The following is a 17,606-nucleotide window of genomic DNA, read 5'->3' on the forward strand; positions in this document are numbered from 1 at the left end:
AGGGCTTCAATGAAGGAGCAATAGCTTGGCAGACATGACCCCGGAGCGCGCAAGGCTGGTCGAGCTGACCGAGAAAAGCCGCACGAGCCTTGCTTCGCTTTCTTCGATGTTGGGGCGTAATTCCAGTTACTTACAGCAGTTCGTTCGCAAGGGCAGCCCGCGCAAGCTGGAAGAGGCCGACCGCCGACGACTGGCGGAATTCTTCGGCGTCGACGAAATCGAACTCGGTGCCGATCCCGATCTTCGTCACGCGCGCGAATCGGGGGATTTCCTGGCCGTCCCAAGGCTCGCGCTGGACGCCTCAGCGGGGCCGGGTGCCTTTTCGGCGGAAGAAATTTCCCTCGACAGTTTCCGTTTCAGCCGCCGCTGGCTACGCGAGATGGGGCTCGAAGGAGCCGACCTCACCGCAATCCGCGTCGAGGGTGACAGCATGGAGCCGACATTGCGCAGCGGCGACGAGATATTCGTCGACCGCAACAAGCGCAGCGGCGAGGGCATCCACGTCGTCCGCATCGGCGATGCACTTCACGTGAAGCAGGTCCAGACCAGCGCACCGGGCCGGATCGCGCTGATCAGCGCGAACGATGCCTATGCCCCGATCGAACTTGAGCGCGGCGAGGTCGAGATTATCGGCAGGGTCGTTTGGAAGGGTGGAAGGTTGTGACGCCCATTGAAGATGATCCCGGGGACTTTCGTGAGACCTATAACCGGCGCAGCCTGGCCTCCTGTGGTGGGTGCCTCTTCGTTGTCTTCCTTCTTCCGTACCTGCTCTGGCTTATCGGCCTGGGGACAGAGGCGAATGTCCCGATCTTCCTGATCCTGGCCGCTTTGGCGGTCGCCTGGTCGATCTGGGCAAGGATGAGCGTGAAATGCCCGCGCTGCGGCCGGCCGCTTGGATATTCGCCAGTAGCGCCACCAGTTTTTGCCCCGAAAATCTGCCACGGATGCGGACTGGATTTCGAGAAGGCCGAAGACCGCTGAGCGACGAGGGGGCCTGCGGTAATTCCGCAGCCGACACGATTCAGCTGGGCAGTCGGTGGTAATCCTCGTCCTGCAGGGTCAGCATGTAATCGGCTATCAGTTCGATATCTTCCTCGACCAGATCGACGTCCATCTGCATCGGGTAGTTGTGCGCGTCCGAAAGGAAGTCGACCAGCGTCTCGCGCGTGACGCCGGGCGAATTAGCGATGTCGGCAAAGCCCGGAGCTTGCGGATTGGGCGAAATCTCGTTGGTCTTCACCGCGTGGCAATCGCCGCAGATCGCGGTGACCAATATCGGCGGCTCCTTCTCCGCGCTCGCAGCTACAGTGGTTGTGGCGGGCGCTGCCGTTTCCACCGAGGATCCGTTGACCTGGCACCCACTGGCGAACAGGCCGAGAATAACGATTGCCTTTAAGTGCCTCACATCCATCCTCCTATGGGGCGAGGATAGCACAAGCAGGCACCCCCGCATTGATGTAGATCAAGAATGGATGGCGCCTGACCGTTCCGAGTCAGCTCGCGCCCTGCGTCCTGAGGTCGGTGTTGTGCAGCCTGACCTGCGCAATATCGTTCTGTTCGAAAACCAGCGAGATCGCGAGCGGCGCATCGCCGTCGACATCGGGGCATTTCCATAGGATGACGATGGTGTCGGGCTTCTCCCGGTCGAGTACGCGGCGCGGGTAGCGGTTGCTGCAATTCGCATAGAGCGACTTGAGCTGTTCCTGCTCTTCGACAGAGGGTGCGCGGACGAAGTCGCTACCGACGAATGCGCTTTCGCCTTTCACTGCGTCTGCAAAGCGTTTGGCCACGTCCACCTTGGGATCCTGGCCGGCTGAAAGGCTGGTAGAGCACGCCAGCAGGACGGCTCCCGTCAAGATTGTCTTCATCGCGCTTTCTCCTCCATCGCCCTCAAACCGCGCTAATAATGCCATTTTTCCGGAGGGGCGGCAAACGGGAAGCGCGGTGCGCGGGTGCATGCTTGCAATCGCAGGGCGTGCAGGCCATCTCGCCTTTCATGACCGATACTCCTGCGACCCCGCCCATGAAGGCCGGCATCGTGCCGGTGACGCCGCTCCAGCAGAATTGTTCGCTGATCTGGTGCACGGCCACCAACAAGGGCGCGCTCATCGATCCCGGTGGCGATCTCGACAAGCTGAAGGCGGCAGTGAAGCAGACCGGTGTCGAGCTGGAAAAAATCCTCATCACGCATGGTCACATGGACCACTGCGGAGAGGCGGGCGTCCTTGCAAAGGAACTCGGTCTCCCGATCGAAGGCCCGCACGAGGCCGACCGGTTCTGGATCGCGCGACTCGAGGAAGATGGCGCGCGCTACGGAATGAATTCGCAGGTGTTCGAGCCCGACCGCTGGCTGGAGGATGGCGACACTGTCACTGTGGGCGAACTCACGCTGGAGGTCATCCACTGCCCCGGCCACACGCCCGGCCACGTGGTCTTCTTCCACCGGCCGAGCAAGTTCGCAGTCGTCGGTGATGTGCTGTTCCAAGGGAGCATCGGGCGCACCGATTTCCCGATGGGCAATCACCAGGACCTGATCGACGCGATCACGAAGAAGCTCTGGCCGCTTGGGGACGACGTGACCTTCATCCCCGGTCACGGGCCAACCAGCACCTTCGGGCAGGAGCGAAAGACCAACGCCTTCGTCAGCGACGCGGCGCTGGCCTGAGCGCGTCTTACATCACGCCGAGCGGGATCAGGACCGCCACTGCGGCAAGGCCGAGCTGCGTGAGCATGGTGATGATGACGCCGACCGAGCGGCCCTTGGCGAGCGTGCCGCCATCCATGCCGAATCCATGGGCGATGCGTCCCAGCATGTAGATGCCGGCGATCCAAGCTAGCCACGGATTGCCGCGGCCCGAAAGCTCGATCGCGGCAATCAGGATCAATACGAAGGCGGTATTCTCGACGAAGTTGAGCTGCGCGCGCATGCGTGCTGTGAGCGGGCCGCCTGCGCCATCGTCACCGATGGATACCTTGTGCTTGATGCGCATCTGGCCGACCCGGATCGAGAGCCAGAGATTGATGATTGCCGCAGCCGCAGCGGCGGTCAGCGTGACCGGAAGGACGATACCCATTCCCATTTCTCCCTTTGCGTGCCCTTGCGCTCCTGGTTAGGGTCTGGGCTGGAGGGCGGCAATCGCGGCTTGAGGATTATCCTCCACTGCGCTTGCATCACCCTGAAAATTCGCTATAGCGCGCGCCTTCACCGTCATGGTCGGGATTTTCCAGCCATCGCGCCTCTTGTGCGATGCCTGACTGTCCCCTAGGGCGGCCACCGAAATTGACTGAAATTGTTTGAGGAACAGGTGCCGAGATGGCCGTCCCCAAGAGAAAAGTATCGCCCCACCGTCGTGGCAACCGTCGTGCGCATGATTCGCTCAAGGTCGAAGCTCATCACGAGTGCTCGAACTGTGGCGAGCTGAAGCGTCCGCACAACCTGTGCCCGCACTGTGGCTACTACAACGGGCGCGAAGTACTCGCCCCCGAAGGTCTCTAAGACCCTAACTTGTTTCGGAGGACGTCATGAGTTTGCCGCGTATCGCCATTGACGCGATGGGCGGGGACGAAGGCGTTCGTGTAATGGTCGAAGGCGCCGCGCTTGCGCGTAGGCGCCACGATCGATTCAAGTTCCTGCTGGTCGGTGACGAAACGCGGATCAAGGCCGCGCTCGAAGATCACCCCGGCATGGCGGAAGCCAGCGAAATCCTGCACTGCGAAGACGTGGTCGGTGGCGACGAGAAGCCCAGCCGGGCGCTCCGCCGTGCCAAGACCACCAGCATGGGCCTTGCCGTCGACGCCGTGAAGCGCGGCGAAGCGGGCGCAGCCGTGTCTGCGGGTAATACCGGCGCGCTGATGGCGATGAGCAAGCTCGCGCTGCGCACCATGCCCGGCCTCGACCGTCCGGCACTTGCCGCTCTGTTGCCGACGCTTGGCGACAATGACGTGATCATGCTCGACCTCGGCGCGAACCGCGAATGCGATGCGCGCAACCTCGTGCAGTTCGCCATCATGGGCGCTGCCTATTCCCGCATCGTCACCGGCCGCGAGCGTCCGCGCGTTCGCCTGCTGAACATCGGGACCGAGGAAACCAAGGGCACCGAAGACATCCAGGCCGCCGCCGACAGCCTTCGTGCTGCCTCGGGCCTCGCGATGGATTTCGAAGGCTATGTCGAAGCGGATAAGATCAACCGCGGCGAATGCGACGTGGTCGTGTGCGACGGTTTCTCCGGCAATATTGCCCTTAAGGCCATCGAAGGTGCGGCACGCTTCGTGACCGACCTCCTGAAGCGCGCCTTTTCTTCCTCGATCCGGTCGAAGGTCGGCTTCCTCGTCTCGCGCCCCGCGACGGAGCTGCTGCGCCACCATCTCGACCCGAACAACCACAACGGCGCCGTCTTCCTCGGCCTCAATGGCGTGGTGGTGAAGAGCCACGGTAGCGCCAATGCCAAGGGCGTGGCCAATGCGGTCGAAGTTGCCGCGCGCCTGCTCGAAGACGACATCACCAACCGCATCGCCAAGGATCTTGGCGCACTGGGTTCCGAAGAGCTTTCGGCCAAATGATCCGCGCAGTCATCACCGGTAGCGGCAGCGCGCTTCCCGAACAGTGCGTCACCAATGCCGAGATGGCAAAGCGCGTAGATACGACCGACGAATGGATCGTCGAGCGTACCGGCATCCGCCAGCGCTATATCGCTGCCGAGGGTGAGACCACCTCCAGCCTCGCCACCGAAGCTGCGCGCAAGGCGCTCGAAGATGCAGGCGTTGACGCGAGCGAGATCGGCCTGATCATCCTTGCGACCGCCACCCCCGATCATACTTTCCCGGCGACCGCCACACAGGTTCAGGCGAACCTTGGCTGCCGCGGCGGTGTTGCCTTCGATGTGCAGGCCGTCTGCTCGGGCTTTCTCTACGCGCTCGGCACTGCCGACTCGCTGCTGCGGACCGGCATGGCCAAGAAGGCGCTGGTCATCGGCGCAGAGACTTTCAGCCGCATCCTCGACTGGGAAGACCGCACGACCTGCGTGCTTTTCGGTGACGGTGCAGGCGCAGTGGTACTCGAAGTACGCGATACGGCCGATGACGGACCGGGCATCCTTGCCACGAAACTCCATGCCGATGGCGAGCACAAGGACCTGCTCTACGTCGACGGCGGCCCCTCGACCACGGGCGAGGTCGGCAAGCTGCGCATGAAGGGCCGCGAAGTCTTCCGCCATGCGGTCGTGAATCTTGCCGATGTCCTCAAGGAAGTCCTTGAGGATGCAGGAGTGGAATCGGGCGATGTCGACTGGGTGGTTCCGCATCAGGCGAACGCGCGCATCCTCGATGCGACGGCGCGAAAGCTCGGCCTGTCCACCGACAAGATCGTTGTGACAGTCGACCAGCACGCCAATACCTCGGCTGCATCGGTTCCGCTCGCCTTCGACGTTGCGCGCAAGGACGGCCGGATCAAGCAGGGCGACCTCGTCATGTTCGAAGCGATGGGTGGCGGCTTTACCTGGGGTGCTTCGCTCGCGCGAATGTAACAAATGATGTTTTTTTCGGCTCTTCGCATTGCCGAAATCCCAAAAATCCAGTAAGTTGCTGATCTCGCAATAACCCAGGGTCGCGTCTGGGGAAGGACAGTAAATGGATATGATGCGCTCCGTGGGGACGCTGACCCGCGCAGACCTAGCAGAAACGATCAACCGCAAGATGGGCCTCAGCCGTGCGGAATCGCTCGATCTCGTCGAAGATATTCTCGCCAAGATGTGCGACGCGCTCGCTCGCGGCGAAAACGTGAAGATTTCCGGCTTCGGCAGCTTCGTCCTTCGCGACAAGAAAGAACGTATCGGCCGCAATCCCAAGACCGGTGTCGAAGTGCCGATCACGCCGCGCCGCGTGATGACCTTCCGCGCCAGCCAGCTGTTGAAAGAGCGGATTGCAAAGGGCTGAGTTTAGCGGTTAAGACCGCTCATGGCCGAGTTTAGCGATCACAAGGAAGCCGGTGCCCTGCGCACCATTGGCGAGGTTGCCGCGGCAACCGGCATCAAGACGCATGTGCTGCGCTATTGGGAACAGCAATTCCCCCAGCTGAAACCGCTCAAGCGCAGTGGCGGCAGGCGCTATTACCGCGCGGAAGATGTTGCGCTGGTCGAAAAGATCGACCGGCTGGTCAATCGCGACGGATATACGCTGAAGGGCGCGAAAGCGGCGCTGCGCGAAGTGCCTGATCAGCAGGCAGCCGCGCAGGCTCCTATGGCTGCAGCTGATACGGGCGACATCCTCCCCCGGCTCAAGGCGATCCGGGACGATTTGAAAGCCGCTCTGGCTGTCTGAGCCTCAATCGGACGGAATGAGCGTCAGTTCGGTCTGTCGCCCGTCGAGATAGCGCGCTGTTTCGCCGTCGAACCAGGCATCTTCCTCGCTACGGAAATCGACGCGCTGGCCGCCCCATTCGGGGACCTCGTAGTAATTGGTGAACTCGATCGACCACGTCGTACCGGCGTTGACCGCGCCGCTGCCGCGCGGGTCGGGAGACTGGTTGTCCCAGAAGCCGATGGCAGGCCCCGCGCCATGGCCGTGAAATCCGATCGGGTGGCTGTAGATCGAGGGGTCGAGGCCTTCGGACAGCGCCGCCTCGCGCGCCCGGGCAAGGATCGTGTTGCCGCTGTCTCCTGCACGGAATGACGCGGTCAGGATATCGCCCACGCGATTGGTGCGCCTAAGCCCCTCGCGCAGACCCTCTGGTGCCAGCGTCTCGCCGGGTTTCAGCACATAGGCGAGATGCTGCGTATCGGTATTGAGCCGCAAATAGGTCAGCCCGAAATCGGTCCACAACAGGTCGCCCGGCTGGATCACCGTATCGTCATAGATGATGCCTTTTGTCCCCTCGCGCTGCACCGCGACCGAGGGATGGAACCATGGGGCGATGCCGAGCGAGGCCAGCTTCTCGCGGTACCACCAGCGCACTTCGCCCGTAGTGGTCTTGCCCGGTGTGATGACCTTGCGTGAAAAGGCTTCTGCAATCAGCGCATGCGCGATCCGCACGATACCGGGATAGAGGTCGAGCTCGGTTTGCGTGCGGCTTTCGAGCCAGCGCACCGAAAGCGCCTCTCCCGAGACAATGCGATTCTCATATTGCTGCGGCAGGGCCTCTGTCATGGCCCGGTACTGGCTCAGCGTCATCCCGTCGCCAAAACGCGTGGCATCGGAATAGTTTATCGCGATCTTCTGCGGATCGCGCGCGGCGATTATGTCGGCCACGGCCTTCCACTGGTCGGGCTCTTCCTCGGGTGCCCATGACGGCTCGAACAGGTCGGCAAGGCCATAGCGGCTGACGGTCAGCCGTTCGATCGGCTGGCCGTCGCCCGGATCGAAAAAGATAAGGATCGTCCGCCTGCGGGCATGGAAGCTTTGTGCGTCGAGCATGGTGGCGAGCACCGGCTCCTCGAAATACTCGCGCGACATCAGCAGCCACATGTCCACGCCCTGTTCGCGCATGATCGCGGGGATCACTGTGTCGAGACGCTCTGCGAGGATGCGGTCGACCACCTCGGCCCGCTCTTTGAGCGGCAGGATCGCGGGCAGGGCGGGATTGGCCAGCTCTGTGTCCGATATCGCAACCGCGGAAAGGCCGGTGTCGCCTGCCATGGCCGGCGGGGCGCAAAGTGCTGCGAGAGTGACGCATGCAAAAGCCAGCTTGCCTTGGTTCATGGTGTCGTGACCTCGCTGTCTGCTCGACTGGCCGGTTTGCTGCCGCATACGCCTGTTGCGCAGCCGAAGAAGAACTTGCGGAATCCCGAGTTCAGGCCTGCATCCTCCAGCATCCCTGCAAACTCGCGCGCATCGCCGAAATTGGCTGAATATTGTCCGATCATCGCAAAATCGTGGGCTCCGCGAAGCAGGACGCGCTCAACCATGGGAAGTACCCTGTCGAGGTGCAGGCGATAGAGCGGGCGCAGCGGCCAGTCCTTGGGATCCGATGCCTCGATAAAAGCGAAGCGGCCACCCGGCTTGAGGACGCGTGCGGTGAGCTGCGCGAGGCGCCGGTGCTGATCAGGATTGAAGGTCTTCAAGCCGAAGGTCGACACGACGAAATCCGCGCTTTCATCGGGAAGGGCGCTTGCAAGGACATCGTCCTCGCGGAATTCGATCTTGTGGGCGCGCATCGTGTGGAGGCGATCCATGGCGCGGCGATGCATGCCCGCCGAGATGTCGACTGCGACAATCGATTCCACCTGTGGCGAGTGCGAGAGGAGGTGCGGCCAGACCTCGCCGGTACCCGCCATCAGGTCGTATCCGTGACGCGCCTCTGGCGGGAGGTCGAGCATCTCAACGCATTGCCGCCGCCAGATCTGCGTGAAGCCGAAGGAGCAGGCGTTGCTGAAGGCGATGTAACGGTCCGAGCAGCGATCGAAGACGTCGCGCACGAAATCTGGATCGTAGATGTCCTGCGATGACACTTATTCTGCCGCCAGCAATTCTTCTGCGGCACCGAGGTCCACGCTCACGAGGCGGCTGACGCCCTTTTCGATCATGGTCACACCGAACAGGCGATGCATGCGGCTCATCGTCACGGCATTGTGGGTGACGATAAGGTAGCGTGTGTCGGTTTCCTTCACCATCGCTTCGAGCAGGTCACAGAAACGGTCGATATTGGCATCGTCGAGCGGCGCATCGACTTCGTCCAACACGCAGATCGGCGCGGGATTGGTGAGGAACAGCGCGAAGATCAGCGCGGTGGCGGTCAGTGCCTGCTCGCCGCCCGACAGCAGGGTGAGCGACTGGAGGCGTTTGCCCGGCGGCTGGGCGAAGATCTCAAGACCGGCTTCCAGTGGATCGTCGCTGTCGATCAGCGCAAGGTGCGCCTCGCCGCCTTCGAACAGGCGCGAGAACAGCGTCTTGAAGTGGTCGTTGACCTTCTCGAAGGCCTCGCGAAGCCGCTCGCGCCCTTCGCGGTTGAGGTTGCCGATCGAGCCGCGCAGGCGGTTGACCGCTTCGCGCAGTTCTTCCTGCTCGGCAGCATTGGTGCCGTGCTCGGATTCCATCTTCTCGAGCTCTTCGGCAGCGACAAGATTGACCGGCCCGATCCGCTCGCGGCTGGCAGTGAGGCGGTCCATTTCCTCGGTCTCGGCCTCGGCGGCCTTGACGCTGTCTTCCTCGAATTCGAATTTCGCGGGCAGCAGCGGGGGAGGGGACTGGAAACGCTCGCCCGAGATGCGGGCCATCTCGATCCGGCGGCCGTCCTGGTTCTCCGCGCGCTCGGACAGGCCGGCGCGGTTTTCGCGGGCACTTGCGAGGGCCTCGTTCGCCTCGTTGAAAGCGCGGTCGGCGGCTTGCGCGACTTCGGCAGCTGCGGCGACGGCCTTCTCGGCTTCGGCGAGTTCCGCGCCGAGGCGTTCCCGCACGGTGTCGCCCTGCTCGATTTCCTTCATCAGGCCTTCGGGCTTGGCGGCGTAGATTGCCCGCTGTTCCTCGATCTCCTCGAAGCGCATTGCCATCTCGGAAAGACGGCGTGCCGCTTCGCCCGAACGGGCCTGCCAGTTGGCCATGTCGCTGCGCTGTGCGGCCGTGCGTTCGCGGGCCACGGCGAGCGACTGGTCATGCGCAGCCAGCTCGGCAGCGCGGGCCTGCAGGGTCGAGCGGGCGGCCTCGTTCTTCGCGCGAGCGGCCTCCAGCGATGCGCGGCCCGCCTCGGGATCGGGCAGGGCATCGCGCTTGCCTTGAGCGGCAGCGACATCGGCCTTGGCCTGTCCGACCACATCGGCGTGATCGTTTTCGGCTTCCTGCAATTCGGCGAGCCGTGCGGTTACCCGCTCGCGCTGTGCCTCCGCCTGGTCGAGCGCGCGCAGGGCCTGACGTTCGGTATCGGATGCTCCGGCAAGCTCGCGTTCGGCGGCGACCAGATCGCGCTGGAGCTGGGACAGGGCCTCGCTTGCCTGCTGCTGCGTCTTCTCGGCCGTGTCGACCGATGCCTGCAATTCGGGGACCAGCGCGTCGAGCTCGACGAAACGGTTCTCCGCCTCGAGGCGGGCTGCTTCGGCAGCGCCTTCGCCATGCACGACGAGACCGTCCCAGCGCCGCAGCCGCCCGTCCAGGGTGACGAGGTTCTCGCCCGGCGCAAGGGTGCGCCCGTCGTCCTTCTCGGCCACGTGGACGAGGCTCAGGCGCGCGCGCAGTTCTTCGGGGCATTGCGCGAGGTGGTCGGCGAGGCTGTTGGCAACCGGCTTCGGGGCATCGGCTCCGGTCCAGTAGCGACCATCGCTGCCATCTTCCGGCGCGCCGAGCAGCGCCCTGCCATCCCGGCCCAATGCAGCGGCGACGGCGCGTTCATATCCCTTTTCTGCGCGCACACTGTCTAGCGCCTGCTGGCGTCCCGAGCGTTTCGCAGCAGCACGTTCGCGGGCCTCGCGGTCGCGTTTGAGCGCGTCATATTCGCGGCTCACGCCCGAAAGCTCTGCCTTGGCGGCGGAATAGGCGCTTGCCGCCTCGTCGCGGGCCGACTGCAGCTCGGCCTTGCGCGCCTGCATTTCCTCGATCGCGGATCGCTTGGCCTCAATCTGCGAGGTTGCGGCCTGAGCGGCCTTGCGGGCCTCTTCTACCGCTGCATCCAGGTCTTCTGCGGCGAGAGCTTCGCGCTGGCCGGCAATCCTGCGCCCTTCGGCCTCTACCCGCTCAAGCCTCGCCTTCGCCTGCTGGACTTCGGCTTCGACCACGCGCCATTCGGCCTCGACACCGGCATTGTCAGCCGTGGCCTTGGCTAGCGCGAGTTCGGCAGTGCGGCTCGCACGCTCGGCGTCTTCGCTCTGCGCGACCAGCTTCGGGCGGCGTTCCTCGTCGGCGGCAAGCGTCTTCTCGCTCGCGGCCAGATCCTTCTCCAGTCGCGCCAAAGCTTCGGCGGCGTCCTTGGTCATGCGGTCTGCATCGCCGCGATCTTCTTCGAGGCGGACCTTCTGCCGTTCAAGATCGGCGAGACGCTGTTCGGCGGCTTCCAGCTGGCTGGTGAGCGCAGCCATGCGGTGACCATGCGCGCTGGCATCATCGCGCCGGTCGGCCTGTTCCTCGCGCGCTTCGGAGAGCTTTTCGGCAGCCTCGCGCTGCGCCTTCTGCGCTTCGTTGGCAGCCTTCTGCGCCTCGGCCACGCGGGCATCCGCATCTGCGGCGGCTTTCTTCGCTTCCTCGGCCGCTGCGGCAGCATCGCGCCAGCGGGCGAAGACGAGCCGCGCCTCTGCGGTCTTTATCTCGTCCGACAGCTTGCGATACCGCTCTGCCTGCTTGGCCTGTCGGCGCAGCGAGGCGATCTGGCTGTCGAGACCCGCCATCAGATCTTCGAGCCGTTCGAGGTTCTTCTCGGTCGAGCGAAGTTTGCTTTCCGCATCGCGGCGCCGGACGTGAAGGCCTGCGATACCCGCAGCTTCTTCCAGCATCATGCGCCGTTCGACCGGCTTGGCCGCGATGACCTGCGCGATCTTGCCCTGGCTGACGAGGGCCGGGCTATGCGCGCCGGTCGCCGCATCGGCGAAGGTCAGCGCGACATCCTTGGCGCGCACGTCGCTGCCGTTCACGCGATAGGCGCTGCCGGCTCCGCGCTCGATCCGGCGGACCACTTCGAGGTCTTCGCCATTGTCGTCCTGCGCGGAGAGCACGACTTCGGCAAAATCGCGCGGCGGGCGAGTGGCCGTTCCGGCGAAGATTACGTCTTCCATCCCGCCTGAGCGCATGGATTTGGGCGAGTTTTCGCCCATCACCCAGCGGATTGCCTCAAGGAGGTTGGATTTGCCGCACCCGTTGGGGCCGACCACACCGGTCAGCCCGGGTTCGATGCGCAGAGTGGACGGCTCGACGAAGCTCTTGAAACCGCTCAGTCTGAGCTGTTTGATGAGCATCGTCTTATCGTCCCCCTCTTGGCGCCGGCTTACCGCGCGCCGGCTCTCTGCAAGATCGGTTCGAGGGCCTGCCACTGATTTTCCTGCAGGCGACGGCCGTTGAGGAAGAAGGTGGGGGTGCCCGTCACGTTGAGTTCGTTGGCAGCGTCCCGCGAAACTTCAGCGATCCGCGTAATATTCTCGCTATCGGACAAGCAAGTCCGCGCTTGGTCGGCAGAAAGGCCGCGAGCCGCGAAGAAATCGATCAGGCCTGCCGCCTGTGCTAGGCCGAGGAAGCGTTCTTCATACGGTGCTTCCATGGCGGCACGATAGCGCGCATCGTTCACCTCGAGGTTCTGGCCGAACTGTTCGAGCGAAGCCCAGGCCTGGTCCGAAAGGGCATGGAAGCTCTCAGGCGATCCGCACTGGACCAGCGTCGAAATGGTCACATCGAGAGGATCGCGCAGGAGCGGGCGGATTTCGTAGCTGACCACGCCGGTTTCGACATAGTCGTTCTGCAGTTCGTGCGAGCCGGTGGTCGCGAAGTAGGCGCAGGCACCGCAGGTGTGGCTGGCGAATTCGACGAGCTTGAGCGGGGCATCGGGATTGCCGATCACGAAACCGCCGTCATCGGACTTGCTCGCGGTTTCGAGCCAGCTCTGTCCTTCCGGAGCAGGGATGGCGGCGATGGCATCGCCCTCGATAGCGCCTGTGGTCTCTTCCGCGTTTCCACCGCACGCTGCCAGTGCGAGCGCCAGCGGAGCGGCAAGGGCGAAACGAAGGGTCTTGGTCATCGATAATCCTCTGTCGTGGACTGGAAAGACTATGCCACGCATGCGGCAAGGTGAAGCGCGGCCCGGGTCGTGTCCACAGGGCTATCCCCCGTAAATCCGCCCAGGAGACCGCTCTATGCCTATTCGAAAAGCGAATCGAGTACCGGCTGGAGCGTGTCCCAGTTATGCGCATCGAGCCGGGTTTCGCCCATCAGAAAGGTGGGCGTGCCACGAAGTCCCAGCCGGTCGGCATCGGCGTTGCTGCGGTCCACGATAGCCCTGGCCTCGTCGTAATCGGTAAGGCACCTATCGAGTTCGGCGCGAGAATAGCCGCGGCGTTCCATGATCTCGTAGAAACCGAGGTCGCTCGCGATCGCTTGTGCGCGAGACGGGAAAGTGCCGAAATTCCAGCGTGCCTTCTGGGCCGGCGTCGCCCTGTCGGCTGTTCCCATCCATTCGTCGAACTTGAAGATCATCGCTTCGTGATTGGCGAAGAACTTGTCCGGCGCACCGCAGCGCACGGCAAGGGCCGCGGTAAGATCGACCTGGTCGCGGATCAGGTGACGGACTTCGTAGGAAACCTTGCCCGTCGGGACGTAAAGCAGCTTGATCGCGCCTTCGCCGGTCTGCGCGAAATGCGCGCAGTGCGAGCAGGTGTAGCTCATGTATTCCACTAAGGGCGCTTCGGCCTCGGGATTGCCGATCACATGACCGCCATCCGTCTCGGCGATTTGTGCGGCCCAATTGCCCTTCGGCTGGGAGGACGGAAGCTCACTGCTTTGCGCGGTGGCGGTCACGGCGAGCAGCGATGCCGCTGCGCCGAGGAGGGGGAGGGTCAGTCGGGAGAGTGCAACCACTTTCAGTCTTTCCTGTCTTCGTCACTGCCAAAGCTGCGCGCCAGCGATTCAAGCACGGTGCGCAGTTCGGGGTCCCCGATGTCGCGCAGGCTGTCACCCAGTTCCATCGGGATCGGCTTGAGCGAAGGCGGAGCCTTCGCCCTGTTCCTGTCTTGCGGAGGCTTAACCGCGCCTTGCCGCAGCTTGATCCGCGCCACGGCCTTGTAGCCGAAAAAGCGGTTCACGCGCTCGATGATTTCCGGGAGGACCTGCTGGATCAGCGGCGCATGGGCGGGAAGGACGACCAGTTCGAGAATGCCTTCCGACTTCTCGCCCGGGGGGAAGCGGATCATTTCCGGCGTGCAGACGCGTGCGTGGGTCTCACCGACGATCTCGGGCCAGCGGCTGACGATCGAACTTTGCACGAAGCCGAAGCGGCGGAATGCAGGGCGTCCGATCTGCGGCATGAGATCCGAAATCGGCTTGGCCGCGCCGCCACGTGGGCGCTCGTAAGGCTTGGCAGCCTTTTTCCGGCCTGCCGCTGCGCTAGCTGAGGCCGTGGATTTCTTCCCCGGACCTTTCTGAGTTGTTGGCTTGTCGCTTCCCATTTCGGTTGCGCTCATGCCATAGGCTTCGCGTGGCCGCCATAGTCTCCGAACATCTCCTTGAATGGTATGATGCGCATGCCCGCAACTTGCCGTGGCGGGCGCGGCCGGGTGAACCGGCGCCCGATCCCTATCGGGTGTGGCTGTCGGAAGTCATGCTTCAGCAGACCACGGTTGCTGCGGTGAAGCCCTATTTCGAAGCGTTCACGACCCGCTGGCCGACGGTCGAAGACCTTGCTGCATCGCCAGAGGAAGACGTCATGGCTGCATGGGCGGGGCTGGGATATTATTCGCGCGCCCGAAACCTCGTGAAGGCGGCGCGGGCAGTGGCAGGACAGGGCGGCTTTCCCGATACGGAAGAGGCCTTGCGCGAACTGCCTGGCTTGGGCGCCTATACGGCGGCTGCAGTGGCCGCGATTGCCTTTGGCCGGCGGGCGGTGGTGGTCGATGCCAATGTCGAACGCGTCGTTTCGCGCCTGTTCGCCATCCGCGAGCCCCTGCCCGGATCGCGCAAGGCCATTCGCGCCTGTGCCGAAGAAATCACGCCCGACAGCCGTGCCGGCGACTTTGCGCAAGCGATGATGGACCTCGGCGCGACGATCTGCACCTCACGCGACCCCAAATGCCTTCTGTGTCCCCTTCAGGCTGCTTGCCGGGGCAGGGCAGAGGGCGATCCTGCGCAATTGCCGGTCAAGGCGCCGAAGAAGGCCAAGCCCTTACGTCAGGGCAAGGCATGGTGGATCGAACGCGACGAGGCCGTCTGGCTCGTCCGCCGCGAAGGGAAGGGAATGCTGGGCGGAATGCGCGCCTTGCCCGACGATGGCTGGTCCGCCGGTGGCGACGGGTCGGGTGAGCCGCCACTGGACGGGGAATGGCAAGGTGCAGGCGTGGTGCGCCACACCTTCACGCATTTCGCGCTGGAAATGTCGGTGGAATGCCAGTCGACGCGTGAAGAGCCGCAGGGCCAGGGCGAATGGTGGCCGGTAGACCAGCTCGATGAAGCTGGCCTCCCGACCTTGTTCGCGAAAGCCGCGCGGCTGGTTCTGGCTTAGATAATCCCGCCGCCGATGCTCAGGCGGATTGCGGCAATCAGCAGCACCACGAGGCAGAAATTGCGTCCGCCATTGCTGGACGACATCTGGCCGATCACGATGCCGATAACGATCAGCGGCAGCGCGAACCAGTTGGCCCAGCCGAGCAACGGAATGGTCGCCGGAATGACGATGACGAGCGATACGATCCCGAACAGGATAGAGAGTAGATTCAGCATGTGTCTTATATGAGTAGCACAGCGTGAGATTGCAAGCGTTTCAATTCGCAATTGACCGTTCAGCTTCGCGTCCGCATCAAGGCGCGCAAACAAATTTGGAGACGATACCCGATGGCCTTTCGTGAATTCGACGCACCGCAACTTTCCCGTCGTTCGCTGTTTCGTTCCGGTGCCTGGCTTTCGGTCGGTGCGGTTGCGGCAGGTGTCCCCGGCGCATCGGCGCTCATGGCGCATGATGTCGGGCACGCGTTTCCCGAAGTCGCCAAGCTGGCGGACAATTACGTGTCGCAGCGCAAGGTTGCGAACCTGCTCGTCTACCTCGGCCGCGGGCAGGAGGACATGGCGCACACCGTCGGCGGCGGTAAGCTTGCCTTCGGCAGCGATGCCAATGTCGGCGAAGATTCGCTCTACCGCATCTATTCGATGACCAAGCCGATTACCGGCATGGCGACGATGATGTGCGTCGAGGACGGCCACTTCGGCCTCGATACGCCGCTTGCCGAAATCCTTCCGGCGTTCTCGGATATGCAGGTCCTCAAGACGCCCGACGGTGCGCTTGACGATACCGTTCCGGCCGAAACGCAGATCACGATCCGACAGCTCCTGACGCACACGTCCGGTCTCAGCTACATCATCGATGCCAAGGGCCCGCTGCTGGCTGCCTTTGCCGAGAACGGCCTTGTCGGCGGCAGGGTCAGCCGCATGCCGATCCCGGGCCTTCCCGAAGTCGATGCCGCGCCCTCGCTCGAAGTCTTCGCGGACCGGTTGGCGACGCTGCCGCTGGTGGCGCAGCCGGGCACGAAGTGGATTTACTCGGCCAGCCTCGACCTGCTCGGGCGCGTGATCGAAGTCGCTTCGGGCCAGAGCTTCGAGGAATTCCTGACCTCGCGCATCTTCGAACCGTGCGGCATGACCAGCACCTATTTCACGGTCCCCGAGAGCGAACGGTCGCGTATGACCACGAATTACGGCTTCCTCGGCGATATGCCGATCCCGATCGATCCGGGACCGAGCTCCGTCTTCCTCGACAAGCCCAGCTTCCCTGCAGGCGGCGGCGGGCTCGTCTCCAGCCCGCGCGACTATGATCGCTTCCTGCAGATGCTCCTCGGCTACGGCCAGATCGACGGAGTGCAGGTCATGGAAAGCGACACGGTGCGCACGGGCGTATCCAACATCCTGCCTGCGGGCGTCGACACCACCGGTTCGTGGATCGAAGGCGAAGGCTTCGGCGCAGGCGGCCGTTCGAGCAACGGCAGCTACGGCTGGGGCGGTGCGGCAGGCACGCTGGCTGCCGCCGACTTCCGCATGAACATGCGCACCGGCCTCTACACCCAGTACATGCCGCCCGAGAAATATCCGATCAGGCAGCAATTCATCGAGGCTCTCGCCACCGACCTGATGGCTGCGAAAGCCGCTGCCTGATGCTGGCATTCACCGGATCGAGACTGGACCGCGCCGACCACGTCCGCGCAGACCCTGAACGACTGGCGGGCTACACGAATTGGAAGGCGCGGTTGCTCGCGCTGGACGGACTGATGCCGTCGCTCGACTACGAGGGGCGGCTGGCCTGGGGCACGCTTGCCGATGCGGACGAGGATGCCGAGCTGGTGTTCCTCGGGCTCGATGACGGCAAGGCCTGCTTTGCCGCCGTTCCGCCCAAGGGTGACGCCAGCCCGCGCATGGCAAATCCGCAGCTGTGGTCGCTGATGGCCACGCTCCAGCCGGATGACCTTGCGCTTTATGGCGGTGCGCGCAGTATCGTGGACTGGCACGCGCGCCACCGGTTCTGCGCGCAGTGCGGCGGCGATACCAGGCTCGCGAAGGGGGGCTGGCAGCGCGATTGTACAGTATGCGGCGCGAGCCATTTCCCGCGCACCGATCCGGTCACGATCATGCTGGTCGAATATGATGGCAAGCTGATGCTGGGCCGCGGTCTCGGATGGCCGGAAGGCGCATTCTCGGCGCTGGCGGGTTTCGTCGAGCCGGGCGAAAGCATCGAGGAAGGCGTCGCGCGCGAAGTGCTGGAGGAAAGCGGCGTGAAGGTGCGCGACGTGTCCTACATTGCCAGCCAGCCCTGGCCGTTCCCCAGCCAGCTGATGATCGGCTGCCACAGCTACACCGACGATGATGCGCTCACCATCGATGAAACCGAAATGGCGGAGATCAACTGGTACACGCGCGACGAGGTGAAAGCTTCGCTGGCGGGCGAGGGGCCGTTCAGGGCGCCGCCGACCCATGCTATAGCGCATCACCTGATGCATTGGTGGATCCACAAATGA

General features: G+C 63.7%; 21 protein-coding genes. 11 read left to right on the forward strand and 10 right to left on the reverse strand.

The annotated features are described in order from the left end of the window. Window positions 1-34: 34 nt before the first annotated feature. Both K3136_RS12930 and K3136_RS12935 read left to right on the forward strand, forming a co-directional pair. Window positions 35-664 carry a S24 family peptidase gene (locus K3136_RS12930; protein ID WP_221432330.1) on the forward strand — a complete coding sequence of 210 codons (630 nt, stop codon included), beginning with the start codon at window positions 35-37 and terminating at the stop codon, window positions 662-664. Next, window positions 661-981, forward strand: coding sequence for a hypothetical protein (locus tag K3136_RS12935; RefSeq protein ID WP_221430706.1), 321 nt, complete (start codon window positions 661-663; stop codon window positions 979-981). Before K3136_RS12930 ends, K3136_RS12935 begins: the two co-directional genes overlap by 4 nt. Before the next feature lie 40 nt (window positions 982-1,021). Here the strand turns inward: K3136_RS12935 and K3136_RS12940 are convergent, their stop codons facing one another. Next, on the reverse strand, window positions 1,022-1,405 hold the full coding sequence (locus tag K3136_RS12940; RefSeq protein ID WP_221430707.1) for a hypothetical protein: 384 nt from the start codon (window positions 1,403-1,405) through the stop codon (window positions 1,022-1,024). An 88-nt stretch (window positions 1,406-1,493) separates the two neighbouring features. Further along, a complete protein-coding gene (locus K3136_RS12945; RefSeq protein ID WP_221430708.1) occupies window positions 1,494-1,868 on the reverse strand; it encodes a hypothetical protein in 375 nt (124 codons plus the stop codon). A gap of 128 nt (window positions 1,869-1,996) precedes the next feature. On the opposite strand from K3136_RS12945, the gene K3136_RS12950 reads away from it, so the two are divergent. Further along, complete coding sequence (locus tag K3136_RS12950; protein WP_282098674.1) at window positions 1,997-2,665, forward strand: MBL fold metallo-hydrolase; 669 nt, start codon at window positions 1,997-1,999, stop codon at window positions 2,663-2,665. 7 nt (window positions 2,666-2,672) lie between these two features. On the opposite strand, the gene K3136_RS12955 is transcribed toward K3136_RS12950, so the two are convergent. Continuing rightward, complete coding sequence (locus tag K3136_RS12955; protein ID WP_221430709.1) at window positions 2,673-3,074, reverse strand: MAPEG family protein; 402 nt, start codon at window positions 3,072-3,074, stop codon at window positions 2,673-2,675. A 239-nt stretch (window positions 3,075-3,313) separates the two neighbouring features. On the opposite strand from K3136_RS12955, the gene rpmF reads away from it, so the two are divergent. The 5 genes from rpmF (at window position 3,314) to K3136_RS12980 (ending at window position 6,315) form a co-directional block, all read left to right on the forward strand. Beyond that, window positions 3,314-3,496 (forward strand): 50S ribosomal protein L32, encoded by a 183-nt coding sequence (rpmF, locus tag K3136_RS12960; protein ID WP_040965823.1) that lies wholly within the window; start codon window positions 3,314-3,316, stop codon window positions 3,494-3,496. 26 nt (window positions 3,497-3,522) lie between these two features. Continuing rightward, a complete protein-coding gene (plsX, locus tag K3136_RS12965; protein WP_221430710.1) occupies window positions 3,523-4,560 on the forward strand; it encodes a phosphate acyltransferase PlsX in 1,038 nt (345 codons plus the stop codon). Then, entirely contained in the window at window positions 4,557-5,522 is a 966-nt protein-coding gene (locus tag K3136_RS12970) for a beta-ketoacyl-ACP synthase III (protein WP_221430711.1), read from the forward strand. Before plsX ends, K3136_RS12970 begins: the two co-directional genes overlap by 4 nt. 109 nt (window positions 5,523-5,631) lie before the next feature. Further along, a complete protein-coding gene (locus K3136_RS12975) occupies window positions 5,632-5,931 on the forward strand; it encodes an integration host factor subunit alpha (RefSeq protein WP_221432332.1) in 300 nt (99 codons plus the stop codon). 21 nt (window positions 5,932-5,952) lie between these two features. Further along, window positions 5,953-6,315 carry a MerR family transcriptional regulator gene (locus tag K3136_RS12980; protein WP_221430712.1) on the forward strand — a complete coding sequence of 121 codons (363 nt, stop codon included), beginning with the start codon at window positions 5,953-5,955 and terminating at the stop codon, window positions 6,313-6,315. A 3-nt stretch (window positions 6,316-6,318) separates the two neighbouring features. Here the strand turns inward: K3136_RS12980 and K3136_RS12985 are convergent, their stop codons facing one another. The 6 genes from K3136_RS12985 to K3136_RS13010 form a co-directional block, all read right to left on the reverse strand. After that, window positions 6,319-7,629 (reverse strand): M24 family metallopeptidase, encoded by a 1,311-nt coding sequence (locus tag K3136_RS12985; RefSeq protein WP_247711364.1) that lies wholly within the window; start codon window positions 7,627-7,629, stop codon window positions 6,319-6,321. Between the two features lie 59 nt (window positions 7,630-7,688). Then, complete coding sequence (locus K3136_RS12990) at window positions 7,689-8,441, reverse strand: class I SAM-dependent methyltransferase (RefSeq protein WP_221430714.1); 753 nt, start codon at window positions 8,439-8,441, stop codon at window positions 7,689-7,691. Further along, window positions 8,442-11,864 (reverse strand): AAA family ATPase, encoded by a 3,423-nt coding sequence (locus K3136_RS12995; protein ID WP_221430715.1) that lies wholly within the window; start codon window positions 11,862-11,864, stop codon window positions 8,442-8,444. It lies immediately after the preceding gene. A gap of 29 nt (window positions 11,865-11,893) precedes the next feature. Further along, complete coding sequence (locus K3136_RS13000) at window positions 11,894-12,637, reverse strand: thioredoxin domain-containing protein (protein ID WP_221430716.1); 744 nt, start codon at window positions 12,635-12,637, stop codon at window positions 11,894-11,896. Window positions 12,638-12,756: 119 nt separating this feature from the next. Beyond that, window positions 12,757-13,473: a thioredoxin domain-containing protein gene (locus tag K3136_RS13005; RefSeq protein WP_221430717.1), complete on the reverse strand. Its 717-nt coding sequence runs from the start codon at window positions 13,471-13,473 to the stop codon at window positions 12,757-12,759. Window positions 13,474-13,475: 2 nt separating this feature from the next. After that, window positions 13,476-14,075 carry a DUF721 domain-containing protein gene (locus K3136_RS13010; RefSeq protein ID WP_221430718.1) on the reverse strand — a complete coding sequence of 200 codons (600 nt, stop codon included), beginning with the start codon at window positions 14,073-14,075 and terminating at the stop codon, window positions 13,476-13,478. Window positions 14,076-14,089: 14 nt separating this feature from the next. On the opposite strand from K3136_RS13010, the gene mutY reads away from it, so the two are divergent. Continuing rightward, window positions 14,090-15,109: an A/G-specific adenine glycosylase gene (gene mutY, locus K3136_RS13015; RefSeq protein ID WP_221430719.1), complete on the forward strand. Its 1,020-nt coding sequence runs from the start codon at window positions 14,090-14,092 to the stop codon at window positions 15,107-15,109. On the opposite strand, the gene K3136_RS13020 is transcribed toward mutY, so the two are convergent. Then, on the reverse strand, window positions 15,106-15,327 hold the full coding sequence (locus K3136_RS13020; RefSeq protein ID WP_221430720.1) for a hypothetical protein: 222 nt from the start codon (window positions 15,325-15,327) through the stop codon (window positions 15,106-15,108). The genes mutY and K3136_RS13020 overlap by 4 nt on opposite strands. Window positions 15,328-15,438: 111 nt before the next feature. Here K3136_RS13020 and K3136_RS13025 point away from each other — a divergent pair, with 111 nt between their 5' ends. Then, window positions 15,439-16,749 (forward strand): serine hydrolase domain-containing protein, encoded by a 1,311-nt coding sequence (locus K3136_RS13025; RefSeq protein ID WP_221430721.1) that lies wholly within the window; start codon window positions 15,439-15,441, stop codon window positions 16,747-16,749. Then, on the forward strand, window positions 16,749-17,606 hold the full coding sequence (nudC, locus tag K3136_RS13030) for an NAD(+) diphosphatase (protein ID WP_221430722.1): 858 nt from the start codon (window positions 16,749-16,751) through the stop codon (window positions 17,604-17,606). Before K3136_RS13025 ends, nudC begins: the two co-directional genes overlap by 1 nt.

This window comes from Qipengyuania gelatinilytica (assembly GCF_019711315.1).
In the GTDB taxonomy this organism is placed as follows: Bacteria; Pseudomonadota; Alphaproteobacteria; order Sphingomonadales; family Sphingomonadaceae; genus Qipengyuania; species Qipengyuania gelatinilytica.